The following is a 14,311-nucleotide window of genomic DNA, read 5'->3' as shown; positions in this document are numbered from 1 at the left end:
CTCTTATCTATCATTCGGCACATAACTCTGATACATCGCTTCAACAGCTGGTGTATAACCCTTGGCATCCAAATAACGCTTCACATCTTGATTGATCTCAGCCGCGAGAAATGCACTCACATACATACCTTGATCCAATGAAATAATCTTATTCGACATACGGCCCTGGGAGTCCAGCGCATCATACCAGCCGTAGGGTGACTCAATTTTCGGGTAGTGGGTCTTGATCGACTTCAATACCTGAATGGCGATCTCAGGATTGACCAGGTATGAGAGTGCCACTGCATGTGGGGTACCTGTTTTGTCATCTTCAATGGTATTGTTAAACATAACTTTACTTTCAGACACATAAGGCACACCAAACGCAGCATAGCCATCATTGATCGTCGCGGCAGAAGAAACCAGAGGAATGTTATGCTGAGCAGCATACGCCATATGAATAAAGGTCAGATCTTCAATCATGCTGTAATCCGGCATCAACTCTCGCTCGTTGAGCCAGATTGCGGGGAGCATTGCCTGAAAATAGGCACCATCCCAAGTTAACATGGGATTATAGGTGCGCCCTTGATAGGTATACTGTTTAGTGTATAGCTCCATTGTATTAAATGCACTTGCAGGTACCGCATCTTTTCCCATGCCAGAGGTGATCAGAGCAGCCCACATTGGTGCTAAGCGGCTTTCATTGGCCTTGCGATCGATATAATAGTTCAGCGGCGCGTCGTGTTGGGTTGACCAGCCGGCCCTCAATAGTCCCCGTTGTGGGCTGTATAACTTCACCCAACCTGGTTTCTGCGCTTCCAACAAGGCTTCGATACGCTGGAAAATATTTATTTTCAACGCATCGTCACTATCCAGAAACGCGCCCGCTACGCCAGCCAGGGCAAATGCCAGGTTAGCATTGTCTACCGCTGGAACTATACCGTCCGCGCCCGGTTTTAGTTCGCTGCCTATGATGTCGTATGGCCAATAGAACAACCCATTCCAGCTAGGGGCTTTTTCCAACGTATCGAGTACTTCAGCAATGCGATCTACCGCACCTGGTGTGCCACCTTTATCGGCCTCCACCAGAATGTTGAGATACAAACCAATTTCCGTGGTATTGACGTAAAACTGGGGCTCAATTTCACCACCTTTCACCAAAATGGTGTCGTATGGCACATTGGCTTGCGGGTCAACACCAACCCCATCGATAAAAAAGTCCAAGTTGTTTTGCAGCTCAGCACGAAAGTCAGCCGCGTAAAGGTGTTCCCTTAACATCAATGAATCAATGGTAACCGCCGCCGTGGCAGCCCCTCCGCACGCAAGCGAGAGCATAATTCCCCCAGACAGGTGGGTGAATGTTATCTTCATCGTTTATTTGTCCTTGTGATAAATTGCGAACCAACTTGATTAAACGTTTCTACAAAAAAACCAGATTTGGCCCGCTTCGTCAATCAACAGATCACTCATTATGTGATCGAGTTAAATCTATTTTTTACTCAATTAATTCAAAAAACACCACACATCAACAATAACCTTCTATTTTTCAACAACTAACAAAGATTATTTGATTATTATCCACCAATTACATATACATAAACCACCCTGCACTTATTTGCCACATCAATACCGAACGAATTTTACATAATGCAAAACACATTAAAATTATCACTTAATGCGGCCAAATTGATGTTCTTGATCACAAAACTCTGACTCAAAAAACAGCTTTTCTTGCTTTAAAATAACAGATACCGCAGCATTTCAATTGAAACGTTTAAACTAAAATATAGATGGAACTAGGAACTTAAATCGTTCTTAAACCGAAAGAGATGAAACACATGGAAAAACACACCAAGACCCTGTTAACTGCCGCTATCTCAGTTAGCTTACTGAATGGCTGTCTGGAACTGGACGATCCGTATAGCCCGCCGGAGTCCAGTCAACCACCAACTCTGAAAGAAATTTATAGTCCGCAAAGTGACGGTAGCTACGCACTGAGCATCGTTGACCAGGCTGATATCGAAGCACAGATCGACGCCAATGGTAATGCATTACAGGATAATGTTGCGACAACAGGGTTGAACGATGACAACAACCCTCCTGTCAACTTTAAGGTTTCCGGTTCAGCTAAAGGCCGCCTGCAGGCAAAATCCGCTGATGGCAACGCGGTAGACCTTGGTGTTAGCAAGGAAAATTCAACGTTACAGTTTGACTTCCGTTCTGTAGAAAAACCAACACTAAGCCAGCCTATCTATGTCTCAGCTCAACAAACTGCGGGCATTGACTCAACTGAAGTGGCTTTAAGCAGCGCCGCTCTTGCTCTGGCAGGTTCAGCCACACAAACATTAAAGATCCCTCTATCATGCTTCGACATGGACTTCACTCAGACAGTAACGCCATTTGTTTTACATTCAGAAGGAAACTTAGATGTAGATGTTGGCAATATTCGAGTCGTCACCAACTCCATTGAAGGAGACAGTTCAGTGCTGGAATGTACCAACAACAGTACCTTCCTCAAGCCAGATGCTGATTCAGAAAACTCCAATATCTTCATCATCGGTAACCCATCCCTGGGCTGGGCCAATGCAATTACCACCTGGATGACTGATGGCTCCGATTTGCAACTGGATTGGGGACACGATAGTTTTTCCATCTCCTACCCAGCCCCTCAAGCCGGCGCTAATGGCGGCATCATTCTCCAGCCTAACGATGGCAATCCAAGAGACGTAGCAGCGTATGTGGCAACAGGTGTACTAGAATTTATGCTGAATGTAGAAAGCTACGGCAGCCACCCAACCAAAAAGCTGCAGGTACAGATGGAGTCTACCTACGGTAATTCTCAACCCTACTTCCTTCCTGCTGGTTTTGCCGAAAACTCCTGGCAGCAGGTACGGATTCCACTTAAAACTCTGTTCACCAAAAGCGATGGAAGCATCGATATCAATGTGCTGAGAAATATCAACAAACCTCTATCGCTGCTGCCAGAGTGGATTTCAGAAGGTGACACGTTAGCAGGAATGAAGTACACCATCGCCGGCGTGAAGCTGGTAATGAACCCATAGGTATAGAAACTTTATTACCAATGAGCGTTACCTGAAAGAAAGCGGTAGTTTATGTGTTTTATTAAAAACTACCGCTTTCATACCAGATTAAGTAAGCGCTCATTCAAACTACACTTACTCCGCTTACCCCTTTAACTCGCGAAAACTACCGCTCTCTGCTCTGCCTCCACATCGACTTGTGTAAACATGGAATATCTGTACGCACATCTAAGAGGTGTATACAGACTGGTTCTCAAGTGTTGGTAAGGATTTATCCTTTCTCGTGTCAGCAAATTGGAAAGGTTTCGGCTGCATATCACCAGAACAAGCGCCCTCCGACAACTTACCCTTGCCTCTGGCCGCTACGGCTCTGACATTCTTCCGCCTCAAAAATCAATATCGACTATGTTGCCCGCGTGGTCTATCGATGAATGTTGCGGATAAAACGCTTCATAACCGGCTTATTGGCCAACAAAACATTCTGGCTATCAATAACCTATTGATGACGCTAGAACTGTTGATCTATTTTAACCTCGTCGGCAGCAACCGTGAGCACGGTGCTGGCGCGGCTTCATACCAACCATTTTGGTCCCGGTATATTGCCTGATAACCTCGGGTTTCCGAGCCAGAAAACCCTGGCGAGACCCAAAAGATATATACGCACCCTCTCGGTGCCAGTCTCTTGACCTACGAGGGCATACTCCAACAGATTTCGTGCAACTTAGAATAAGCTCCGCGAGTTCATAAAAACAAGTTTCTGCTTAACGGGACGCAGACCTGTGCCTGCATTTATATCGGTTAGGCTTGAAATAAGAAAAAAGAAGAACAAAAAGATTGAATTTAACGCCAAGCCAAACACCAGTGTGGTGGGCGACTATTCACACAGTCAGGGCTATAACCAAGTCCGTTGTTGAGTACTACAATTTAGGGTTATGGTTCGGCGAGAGAGTGGAAGGTTGATAAGCTTTTCACTGTTGGCTGTATTCACGTACTAAAAGCAATTATCAAGTTGGTAGTATTCAAAACAATGAGCTTTGCCGAAAAAACAGGGCCAAGCAATTCAGTCACACTGCTATCCAGCACAGAATGTACGCAAGACAGCAGTGTGACTCAACGAGTGATGTTTACCGCTCTCACTCATCGGCCGAATAAAGATTCGGCTCCCCTAACTCAAGGTCACTGTAACGGCCTCCGCAGCCGTAGAGTCTGCTCCCACATAAATGGTCAGCTCACCTGGCTCGTACTGATAACAGCCCCGATCACCGTAAAACGTCAAGTCTTGCGCTGCGATCACCATACGCACAGTTTGAGTTTCATGCCCAAGAAGGAAGCATTTGGCGAATGCTTTGAGCTCCCTTTCAGGGCGGGTTGTCGACGATGTTCGACGAGAAATATAGCACTGCACCACCTCTTGCCCGCCCCTATCAGACAGGTTTTCAATGTCGATTTCGACAATGATGTTTTCCCCCTCTTGCACCATTGGCGTCAGGCAACACAGGTTGCGGTAGTCAAATTGGGAGTAACTCAAACCAAAACCAAAAGGATACAGCGGGGTATCGGCTTCATTTTTATATGGCGAATATTCTTGATAGGCTCTCATTTTTCCTAATGGCTTACGCGCATAATACATTGGGATCTGGCCTGAGCTCCTTGGCACCGTCATGGTTAGCTTGCCACTCGGGTTAACATGACCAAATAGCAAGTTACCAACCGCCATCCCCGCTTCGGTCCCGCTCTGCCACGCATAAACAAGTGCCTTCGCATACTGTTCCGTCTTAGGCGACGGAACAGGGCGACCTGTACATTGAACAATCACTAAAGGCTTTCCGGTTTTACCGATCGCTTCTATCATTGCTTCCTGGCCAGGAGGTAACTCCAGTTCGGCAATGTTCCTCGCTTCGCCTGTACGCCGGTGGCTTTCCCCAACACATAACACCACGATATCGGCCCGATGTGCACACTCGACCATATCATCTGTGAACGCATCGGAGTCAACCAGTATCTCATTATCCGGAGCAGCCAAACGAAGGCCTGCGGCAATAGACACGACATCGCTTGCCTTGCCGTCTAAGCACCAGGATCCCAGATGCTGGCGCTGAGAATGTGCATGCGGGCCAATAACCGCAATACGGCAACCACTGCGCGGCAAAGGCAAAATACCGCCATCATTTTTCAACAGCACCATGCTCTCATGCGCTAACGCTAGTGCTTTCTGCTTGTGGCTCGCTTTACCTAGAACCTCATGGTGTGCTTCCGCATCCACATAGGGATTCTCAAACAGCCCGGCTCTAAACTTGGTTAATATGACCCGATAAACCGCGTCATCTAACCATTCCATTCTGGCTGATTGCTCCGCAATAGCTTGATCTAAAATGCCTTCATAAGCCTCGTTGGTCATGGCCATATCAACGCCCGCACCTAAGGCCTTTACTGCAGCATGATACTCATCTCTGGCCACCCGAAAATAGGCCAAATCAGAAATCGACCCCCAATCACTTATCACCATGCCATCAAACTTCTGCTCCCCCTTTAACCAGCCCCTTATTAACGCTTCAGAACCCGTTACCGGAGTACCGCCCAAGTCGTTAAAACCTGCCATCACGGTAGAGACACCGGCTTTTACAGCCGCCGAAAAGGGTGGCAGGTGGACATTGTGCAGAGTATTAGGACTCAGCTCTGTCGTATCATAATCACGGCCACCTTCTGAAGCACCATACCCAACAAAGTGTTTAGCACAAGCAACCAGCCGGTTTGGTTGGGACGGGTCCTCTCCCTGAAATCCTTTAACCACGGCGCGAGCAAACTGACTGGTCAGAAACGGGTCTTCACCTGAGCTTTCAATAACGCGCCCCCAGCGGGGATCGCGTACGATGTCTAGCATAGGGGCAAAGGTCCAATTGATACCGAGTGATGCCGCTTCTGCTGCAATACCCTCATAGGCTTCCATCACCAGTTCTGGGTTCCATGAACAAGATTGCGCCAGCGGAATAGGCAATACGGTTTTTTGCCCGTATATCACATCACGAGCAAATATCATCGGTATTCCCAACCGGCTACCTTCTACTGCCGCTCGTTGAATCTCATTCAGCTGCCGTGGATCGACAGATTCACCAGGGGCATTTCCGGCCCAGGCCGTGTCCGCTAAGATACGGGATCCCCACACTCCCTGCGCTACTTTGTCGAGATAATCATGTCTATTCTGCTGATAGTCCAACATTGGCGACTGACACAGCTGGCCGACTTTCTCTTGCAACGTCATGCGTGAAAGAAGATCGCGTGCTCTCTCTTGATAACTGGCACTAGAATTTTTATATAACTCCATCACTTACTGCCTATAACTGTGTTTGCTGAAAACGGGGGAACGCCTCTGTCAGGAACTCGGTCATTTCATCATAAAGCGCCTGATCGCCCGATTGCTTTGCCAAATACCTCAGTTGGTCTGCTGCGTTCGGTACATAGCGAGCATCCAGCTGTACATAAATGCCAATAAACTCTAATAGTTCCCCTTGGTCTAGTTGCTCAATAATCGACCTGGGCTTCTCTAGTGCTTGATAGTAAGCATCAGGCTTGGGACCGAGGATTGCAGTTTGCCAAGTGTCGATGACTTGCTGATACCCACCCAAGTATTCATCTTCAATTCTCAGCTCCAGTTTGTTCATACCTTTTAACGCCGTAATGAAGTTGCCTTTGCTGTACTGCTGTTCGGCATAGTTAAAGTACTTTTCTGAAAGTGAATACGCCTTGAGCCACGCAGATCCATAAGCAATGAGCAAAACCGACATGATCGCCAAAAACTTAACTCGAGTTGATACATTCATTACTTAACTCCTACGCCGGTAAACGCTTTGATGAAGTTCTTCTGTAAACAGAAGAAAACGACAACAACAGGGACAGCGATCATTGTGGTCATCGCCCATAGCTGCTCTAAGTTCGTACCCGGGACTTCAGTTTTGAAGTTATACAAGGCTAACTGAAGCGTCATGAGTGAGTCATCCCTTACGTAGAGTAGTGGTCCCATAAAATCGTTCCACGCCCCCATAAAGGTCAATATACCCACTGTCGCCAGTGCCGGGCGCATCATAGGAAGAATAATCTTGAAGAAAATACGCAGCTCACTTGCCCCATCAATACGCGCGGCCTCCAAGTAGGCATTATCAATTTGCTTCATAAACTGAACCATCAAGAATATGTTATAGGCACTGATTGCCCCCGGAATAATCAACACACGATAAGTGTTTATCCAGTTCCACTCATACATCATCATGTAAGTCGGGATGGTGAACAGTACAGCCGGGATCATCATTGAGCCAAGAATCACCCTGAGCCAGAACTCACGCCCGGGTAACTGGGTTTTCACAATCGAGTACGCCACCATGGATGAAAACAGAGTATTAAGCACTGTCACCGTTACCGAGATGAAAATGGTATTAAAAAATACTCGCCCCAGATTCACTGAGTCAAAAACCTTGATATAACCCGACAGGGACCATTGCGTCGGCAGGCTATTCGGGCTGTGCATGATCTCCGGTCCGGTTTTAAACGAGTTAATCACCATATAGAAAAATGGATAAAGCACTACGATCGCCGCAATCGCTAGAGTTCCGTAGATAAGTAAGTTTCTTTTTTTATCAGCGTTCATTATTAATCTTCCTTACTGGTGATTTTCAATTGCATCATAGTGAGAAGGTAAATGACACAAGCCAACATCAAACCAATGGTGGACGCTTCCCCCATCCTCATTTGCTCAAAGCCGGTTTGATACAGATATAAAACTGGGGTCAACGCTGACTGATACGGACCACCACTGAGGTCGAAATTCATAAAGACTTCAATAAACATCTGCAATCCGTTGATAATATTCATCGTCATGACAAAAATTATCTGCGGCATAATCATCGGCAATGTAATTTTTTTCGTTTTACGCCACCAAGATGCACCATCGATATCAGCAGCCTCAAACAGCGACTTATCGATGCTGGCAATCCCCCCCAAGAAAATGATCATCTGCACACCAAACCACTTCCAGGCACTAAATACAGCAATGACAGGCATCGGCAGCCACTCTTCAAATTTCCAGAATACCGGCTCCGACAATACATTAGCGTTAACCATGGTGTCTTGAATCGGGCCAGTCGGTCCCGAGATAAAATCAAAAATGATCATAGCAACAGTGATAGACGTCACCACCGGAATAAACATGATGGTTCGGAAAATACTCGATAAAAATTTGATTTCATTAAGTAAGAGCGCCAAACCAAGGCCAATAACAAAACTGAGTGAAACAAAGATCACTTGGTTAAACACCACGTTAAACAGCGATTTCCAGAAAAGAAAGTCCGTCACCACTGTTATCCAGTTAGCAAGGCCAATAAACTTGGTGTTTTCCGGCATTAAAATGTTCACATTTAAAAAGCTACTTTCGAACGAGAGAAAGAACGGATAAATGAGAAATACAGCGAAATAGACTATCCACGGTGCGAGAAACAGATAGCCTGTTATGAGGTTATTTTTTTTCATAGTTTCATTTCCGACCAATCGAATTATTTATGAATCACTTTTTGTGCTTGTTTGGTGGCATTTTCCACCGCTTGTTGTGGGGTCACATCTCTCTTAACCACCGCCTTTGAATATTGCTCGAGTATGATGCTGGCGATATCTGATGAGAGTGCAAACGGCTCATTCATTTTGGCGTTAGGTAACTGTTCGACAAAAGGTTTTGCTTCCGGTGTGTTGTAGTAAGGGCGATCTTTAAGTGCAGTAAGTGTTGGTAATTGGCCTAAAGCTATATTCGCTTTGTGGTTCAGCTCCTCTTCCATCATCATCTGCACAAAGGCCCAAGAGAGTTGCTCTTTCTCTAAGGTATTTTTGAAGATCATCAGAGCCCTGCCATCTAATGTGGAATATGAGGCATCTCCTTCCTTCAAGGTGGGTATCGGTGCCAGGCCAACATCTTCACCAACTACCATCGGTTTACCAGCAGCTTCAGCTAAATTGGCTTTCCAGCCGAAACCGAACTGTGGCCACATGCCAATCGTCCGCGAGAAAAAGTTTTTTTCCATTGTTAGCGGTGCAAACTGTTGTGCTTTTGCCATTGTTTCAAAAAATAGCGCCAAATTGGCTTCTTCTTTGTCAAACACCGGATTAGTGCCAAACCGATTCAGAAGAGCAAACTCCCCGCCATTGAAGTTGAAATACATCTGAGAGAGCATACTCCAGTACCAGCTTCCCCAAGACAGAGCTTCATTCCAAAAAACGGTGCCATATACAGGGTTCCCGTTCTCTCGTGCTGGCAGCTGACTGATTTTTTCTGCCGCATACAAAAACTCATCCCATGTACGAGGCGGCGCATCAGGATCTAAGCCCGCCTCACGGAACAACTCCTTGTTATAAATCATCAAGGTTGTAGTCGCATTCCACGGAATATAATAAGTCCGGCCATAGTTCTTGGTCATAAATACCGGATCAATCTTTTCAACCAACTGGTCATAACCTTCGAACTGTTCTAAATAGGCCAGTTTTCCCATTTGAGCATACTTAGCCGGTTGATAACCGAATACACCGGCATACAAATTTGGCACATCCCCGGCCGCCATGCGTGTTTCCAGATTCTCATCATTGGACACTACCACTTCTACATCTGGATATCGTTTTTTAAACTCGGGCACCAGTTCCGAGCGGACAAAATCTAAGTAGTTCCCACCGGGAGTCATTACTTCAATTTTGGTACTTGCTGCGATTGTTATTTGAGAACTGAGCGCAAGCACACATCCAATCAACCACTTTTTCATAACTTTCCTACAGAGTTTCACGTAACATTAATTTTGTCGGCAAAATCGTTAATGGTTTCAAACCATCGGCTTGTGCATTGAGAGCGCTCACCAGCGTAGACGCTGCAACCTCCCCCATCCCCTCTTTTTCATGGGTTACCGTGGACAAGCTTGGAATCATTAACTCTGCCATGTGTATATCGTCAAAGCCGACCAATTTCATTTGCGATGGAATTTCGACTCCGTACCGCTTTGCCGCACGAATAATACCAATTGCCATTTCATCGTTGGCCGCAAACACCGCATCGGGCCGTTTTCCTTGCTCGAACAATTTACCCATCTGTGCATAAGCAGTTTTCTCGGTAAAATCGCTTCGAATCAGATAATGCTTTTTTACCGGAATGCTGAAGTAACCTAACGCAGAAATATAGCCATCAAATCTCTTCTGGCTGTCATAGGAGTCTTCTGGACCGGTGAAAAAATAAATGTCTTTACACCCTTTCAACACCAGTTCTTTAGTCGCGCTGAATGCACCGCCAAAATTATCAATCAATATATTGTAAATATGGGGAGCTGAGAGTTCTCGATCGAGCACAACCATAGGGAAGTTCTCACCAGCCACCGACATCAAAAATTCATTATCAAATGATTTGGTGAGCACAATGGCACCGTCCACCACCCGATCCCGAATGTACTTATGTGCGGTCGAATTTTCATTGCCATACATACTGCATGCAACTAAATCGTAACCTTGTTGGTGGCATACTTTTTCAATGCCTTTTACCAGTTCACTGTAAACCGGGCCAAACCAATAGTTAAAAAACAGTCCAATCGATTTACTCTTTTTCTGCTTCAACTGCTTGGCGTTGGTGTTAGCCACATAATTAAGTTCATCGGCTACCTTAAGGATATGCTGTCGTTTCTTTTCACTAACTCGATTACAACCGTTGATCGCGTACGAGACGGTCGCAATAGAAACATTTGCCTTTTTAGCTACATCTTTAATGGTCACTTTCATCTAAGCGTTTCCTTCCTCGGTGTGTAATGCATACACATCCGCTATCGCAATACACTGAAACTCATAATCAGCCAGCGCTACGAGAAGACTGGCTCAGCCAATTGAGCCAGCCCATTTCGGCTATAGAGTTACGTAGATAGTGTTCTCTTCATCGATCAAGTGCGTTTCGAGCCATTGACGGGAGATACGCGCCCCACCACTTCGATAGCGGTTGTCTGTCAGTTCAAATGGAACTGGCTGACCATTAAGAGTCATGGACTTCGGTGTATGCACACCGTCTATGGCGTTGATGACGATCTTGACGCATTTACCGGCCAGCTCAAATTGCAGGCGAACCTCGCCAACCCGTTTCGAAATCACCGGATCGAAAGTCAGATCATGGTTTGCGAAACGAATACCAAACACATTAGCAATCAGTTGGTTAACGTAAATGCCAGGGCCACTTGAATAAATTCTCCAGCCGCCCTTAACAGGCACCTGACCCGATTTAACCTGCTCAAAGTTGTCGTAAGCTGTCGGGCGATCGTCAAACTTGGCATCCGAACTTGAAAAATACGCATTGGATTGACGCAGCTCAGCATTTGCTACGCTGTCTTGGATACCAACCGGAATGATCTTATACAGGTTATCAAACACCGCTTCAGCATCCCCCATCTTACATAGCGCTTCAATGAAGCGAATATGAGCATGGCAGTACTGAAGACCGACTTCACGTCCCAAGTTTGCCGCCAGCTCAGCACGCTTGAAATAAGTCTGCTTGCCTGCTTTGTACTCCGCCATCTTATCCATCAACCGCACGCCATCTGGATGAACCAAATGTTGTTTAATTAACCCAAGGTGTGAATTGGCCATTTGGGGATCAAATACCTCAGAGATGATTGAACGGCTGGCCGGAAGAAGTCGATAGTGGATACCGGTCTTATCATCTGAAGGATGCAGTAAGTGCTCAATTTGCTGAACGTCACCATTGGCATCGCGATCAAAATGAATGAAGCCGGCAATCACGCCATCTTTAATCAAGTAATGGTGGTAGTCTCGCTCCATGTTTTCTGAAAGCTCAGACAGCACCTTGCTGTATTCCGCATGCGGCGTAGATTCAAGCGCGCCGATCATTCCCTTCATCGCCTGAAGCGTCAGCGGAATCGTCCAGCCACTGACCATATTTTCTCTCAGCGATTGATTCGCCGGCTGTAAAGTGTCATCCCAGTCACCATCGCCATAACAAGACAGTGAGGTTCCCGGAACCAAATTGTCGATAATATGCTGTACCTGGCGCTTAACGTGATGCATCAGTGAGTAGGTTTGTTCACTTTTAACAAAACCTTGTTCAGCCAAAGTGTAAGGCAGTTTGATATCTAAAATACTGCTATCACCTGTGCAGTTGAGGTAATCAGCCAGCGCTTTCAACGGCCAAACCACAATATCACCGTGAGACTCTTCTTGCTGAATCGTCGCATAGTGATCAAACATGAACCATTGTGGCCAGGTGCCCGTCTCTTGGTACTGGTGGCTGTAGATTTCTTCCAGAACCGCCTTAGCTTTGGCATATTCCTGCATCGACATAAATAACTCGAACGGCCCTTGTGATACATCACGAGTACCCCACGCCGCGCCAGAATATTGTTCTAAACCATGTGGCGTGCTGTAGTGAACTAAGGCATTGTGAGTAAACCACTGCAAACAAGTATTGATTCGCTCACTGTTGTTAGCGTCATCACTGAACTGGACATTAAAACCTTTGGTAAGCTGCTGAACACCTTGCTGGTATTCCACCTTTTCAGAGTCAAAGTCCATTGATACCCCAGTGGTATCAACAGCTGCAATTCTGCCACCAATAGTGATTGTCGCGTGAGTATCGACCGTCCCTTTAAGCACCAGGTACTCGACAGAGTCCGTTTCGGCACTGGTGATGCACTCAGCATTCATCGCAGTTCCCGAAACCGAAATACCAAAGCTGAGTTCCGGCACAAACTGATCTATCAGCTCATTTTTACCAGTAATTTCATAACGGCCATCAACATCATCGACGCAAATGTGACTGTCTTGCTCGTTGTTACCAAATATCAACTGATGCGATACGGCGATCTCAACTGGCTGTTCAATACCATGCTTGATGATCTCTAACTGCACGGCTGGCACATCAGCACCTGAGAACGACAAAATTTCAAGGTGTCCCCCCAGAATTTTATACAGCCAACGTGAGTAGTTATGACCCGTTTCATACGCTGATGGCATACCCAATGGTTGATAGTCTAGACCACATTTAATCCAGATACGCTGACCCGCATTGGTGTACTGATTTAATGGATTACGGCATACACCCAGCAGTTTGTTGAACGAAGTATTGCCTAAGGTTAACTGTGAGTTGAATACACCATTGATGTAGTGAGTCGAACTCATGATCGGCTGTGTGTAATCTTGATTGTTGCCAGACGCAATAACATGACCCGTTGTGCGCTCAAGATACTTTTCTTTCTCAGGAAGCGTTACATACTGACTATTGCCATAGAAAAATGACAGTAACTCACCATCTTTTGATTCAACAAACGAGTACTCTCCTGCAAAGAAATGAGACAGCTCCTCATTCGTCAGTTTGTCTCCCATGAGATAGGCTGCTTTGGGAGTATAACGAGATGTAAGTTGAGTTCGTTCCTTAACCTGCAGGCCAGGAAACTCACTGTGCAGTGCAGCTATTACATCGAGAGAAATAGGCTCTGCATCATTCGAACCTGGGCAGTGTGGCGTCACCACACCATAAAACGTGGTGGAACTGGTCGTGCCAGCCTCTAAACAGCATTCTTCGGTTTGGAGCGCCACGTAACCCATTTCATATTGATATTTCTTGTTGGCCAATGTCGCAGCTTGAAGAGCAACCGGCTCCCCGGTCAGCTTGTACTCTTTACCAAAGAACTGAAAACCATCAGTACTAAAACCACATACCGGCGACAGCGCACCCAATTGAATTCGGGGGTTACCATCTGCCTGTGGTAAATTCTGGCGGCTACAAACAACATAACCGGCTTCATTTTGCATAACTTGATGGTCGATATACTGCGAACAATAAAGCTCATTCGTTTTGACTGCACCTTCATCTGCCAGGCCAATATCTTGTCCATAAATCAAGTCAAATGAGACTAAATCAGTTGACGTATTTTTTACCTCAACGTCATAAAAAAAAGCATTAGAGCCGGCACGAACCGTAACGGTTGCTTCTAGCTGTTCAGTCTTTGTCACCCACTGTAAAGCCTCATCACCATGCTTAAACGTTTCAATAAGGTTATTAAAAAAAAGCAGCGGTGTTACTTTTAATTCGCTGCCATCCTTAATACGAAGAAATACATTGGATATCGACATTTCTGAAGTCGGCGTATCAAATAGAGATACCATAAGACTGCCACTACGAATCGCACCTAAAACACCCTCAGGGCTGAAGGTCATGTTTAAGGTATTGTCACCAACGTGCATCTTGGGCTGTGAACTAATGTGATGCATTGAGTTTATTCTCC

Annotated in this window: 10 protein-coding genes; 2 read left to right on the top strand and 8 right to left on the bottom strand. The window is 45.9% G+C overall.

Translation table 11 applies throughout. The annotated features are described in order from the left end of the window. Nucleotides 1-3 precede the first annotated feature (3 nt). Nucleotides 4-1,350 (bottom strand): glucoamylase family protein, encoded by a 1,347-nt coding sequence (locus P2G85_RS03575; protein ID WP_275862744.1) that lies wholly within the window; start codon nucleotides 1,348-1,350, stop codon nucleotides 4-6. Nucleotides 1,351-1,817: 467 nt separating this feature from the next. Between P2G85_RS03575 and P2G85_RS03570 the strand changes: the two genes are divergently transcribed. Continuing rightward, nucleotides 1,818-3,041 carry a putative glycoside hydrolase gene (locus tag P2G85_RS03570; protein ID WP_275862743.1) on the top strand — a complete coding sequence of 408 codons (1,224 nt, stop codon included), beginning with the start codon at nucleotides 1,818-1,820 and terminating at the stop codon, nucleotides 3,039-3,041. Between the two features lie 262 nt (nucleotides 3,042-3,303). After that, nucleotides 3,304-3,627: a hypothetical protein gene (locus P2G85_RS03565; protein ID WP_275862742.1), complete on the top strand. Its 324-nt coding sequence runs from the start codon at nucleotides 3,304-3,306 to the stop codon at nucleotides 3,625-3,627. A 558-nt stretch (nucleotides 3,628-4,185) separates the two neighbouring features. Here the strand turns inward: P2G85_RS03565 and P2G85_RS03560 are convergent. The 7 genes from P2G85_RS03560 to P2G85_RS03530 all read right to left on the bottom strand — a co-directional run bounded on the left by P2G85_RS03560 (nucleotide 4,186) and on the right by P2G85_RS03530 (nucleotide 14,297). Then, on the bottom strand, nucleotides 4,186-6,342 hold the full coding sequence (locus P2G85_RS03560; protein WP_275862741.1) for a glycoside hydrolase family 3 N-terminal domain-containing protein: 2,157 nt from the start codon (nucleotides 6,340-6,342) through the stop codon (nucleotides 4,186-4,188). A 10-nt stretch (nucleotides 6,343-6,352) separates the two neighbouring features. After that, nucleotides 6,353-6,838 (bottom strand): hypothetical protein, encoded by a 486-nt coding sequence (locus P2G85_RS03555; protein ID WP_275862740.1) that lies wholly within the window; start codon nucleotides 6,836-6,838, stop codon nucleotides 6,353-6,355. Continuing rightward, nucleotides 6,838-7,659 (bottom strand): carbohydrate ABC transporter permease, encoded by an 822-nt coding sequence (locus P2G85_RS03550; RefSeq protein WP_275862739.1) that lies wholly within the window; start codon nucleotides 7,657-7,659, stop codon nucleotides 6,838-6,840. Before P2G85_RS03550 ends, P2G85_RS03555 begins: the two co-directional genes overlap by 1 nt. Before the next feature lie 2 nt (nucleotides 7,660-7,661). Further along, a complete protein-coding gene (locus P2G85_RS03545) occupies nucleotides 7,662-8,537 on the bottom strand; it encodes a sugar ABC transporter permease (RefSeq protein WP_275862738.1) in 876 nt (291 codons plus the stop codon). A 23-nt stretch (nucleotides 8,538-8,560) separates the two neighbouring features. Continuing rightward, nucleotides 8,561-9,808: an extracellular solute-binding protein gene (locus tag P2G85_RS03540; RefSeq protein WP_275862737.1), complete on the bottom strand. Its 1,248-nt coding sequence runs from the start codon at nucleotides 9,806-9,808 to the stop codon at nucleotides 8,561-8,563. 7 nt (nucleotides 9,809-9,815) lie between these two features. Continuing rightward, entirely contained in the window at nucleotides 9,816-10,805 is a 990-nt protein-coding gene (locus tag P2G85_RS03535; protein WP_275862736.1) for a LacI family DNA-binding transcriptional regulator, read from the bottom strand. A gap of 120 nt (nucleotides 10,806-10,925) precedes the next feature. Next, on the bottom strand, nucleotides 10,926-14,297 hold the full coding sequence (locus P2G85_RS03530; RefSeq protein ID WP_275862735.1) for a cellobiose phosphorylase: 3,372 nt from the start codon (nucleotides 14,295-14,297) through the stop codon (nucleotides 10,926-10,928). Nucleotides 14,298-14,311 lie beyond the last annotated feature (14 nt).

Origin of the sequence: Vibrio sp. CAU 1672 (assembly GCF_029223195.1) — a bacterium.
In the GTDB taxonomy this organism is placed as follows: domain Bacteria; phylum Pseudomonadota; class Gammaproteobacteria; order Enterobacterales; family Vibrionaceae; genus Vibrio.
This window is presented reverse-complemented; position numbering and strand designations above follow the sequence as displayed.

Coding starts and splice junctions, on each gene's coding strand:
- P2G85_RS03560 (WP_275862741.1), bottom strand. CDS start 6,342: ATGGAGTTATATAAAAATTCTAGTGCCAGTTATCAAGAGAGAGCACGC.
- P2G85_RS03570 (WP_275862743.1), top strand. CDS start 1,818: ATGGAAAAACACACCAAGACCCTGTTAACTGCCGCTATCTCAGTTAGC.
- P2G85_RS03530 (WP_275862735.1), bottom strand. CDS start 14,297: ATGCATCACATTAGTTCACAGCCCAAGATGCACGTTGGTGACAATACC.
- P2G85_RS03550 (WP_275862739.1), bottom strand. CDS start 7,659: ATGAACGCTGATAAAAAAAGAAACTTACTTATCTACGGAACTCTAGCG.
- P2G85_RS03545 (WP_275862738.1), bottom strand. CDS start 8,537: ATGAAAAAAAATAACCTCATAACAGGCTATCTGTTTCTCGCACCGTGG.
- P2G85_RS03540 (WP_275862737.1), bottom strand. CDS start 9,808: ATGAAAAAGTGGTTGATTGGATGTGTGCTTGCGCTCAGTTCTCAAATA.
- P2G85_RS03555 (WP_275862740.1), bottom strand. CDS start 6,838: ATGAATGTATCAACTCGAGTTAAGTTTTTGGCGATCATGTCGGTTTTG.
- P2G85_RS03575 (WP_275862744.1), bottom strand. CDS start 1,350: ATGAAGATAACATTCACCCACCTGTCTGGGGGAATTATGCTCTCGCTT.
- P2G85_RS03535 (WP_275862736.1), bottom strand. CDS start 10,805: ATGAAAGTGACCATTAAAGATGTAGCTAAAAAGGCAAATGTTTCTATT.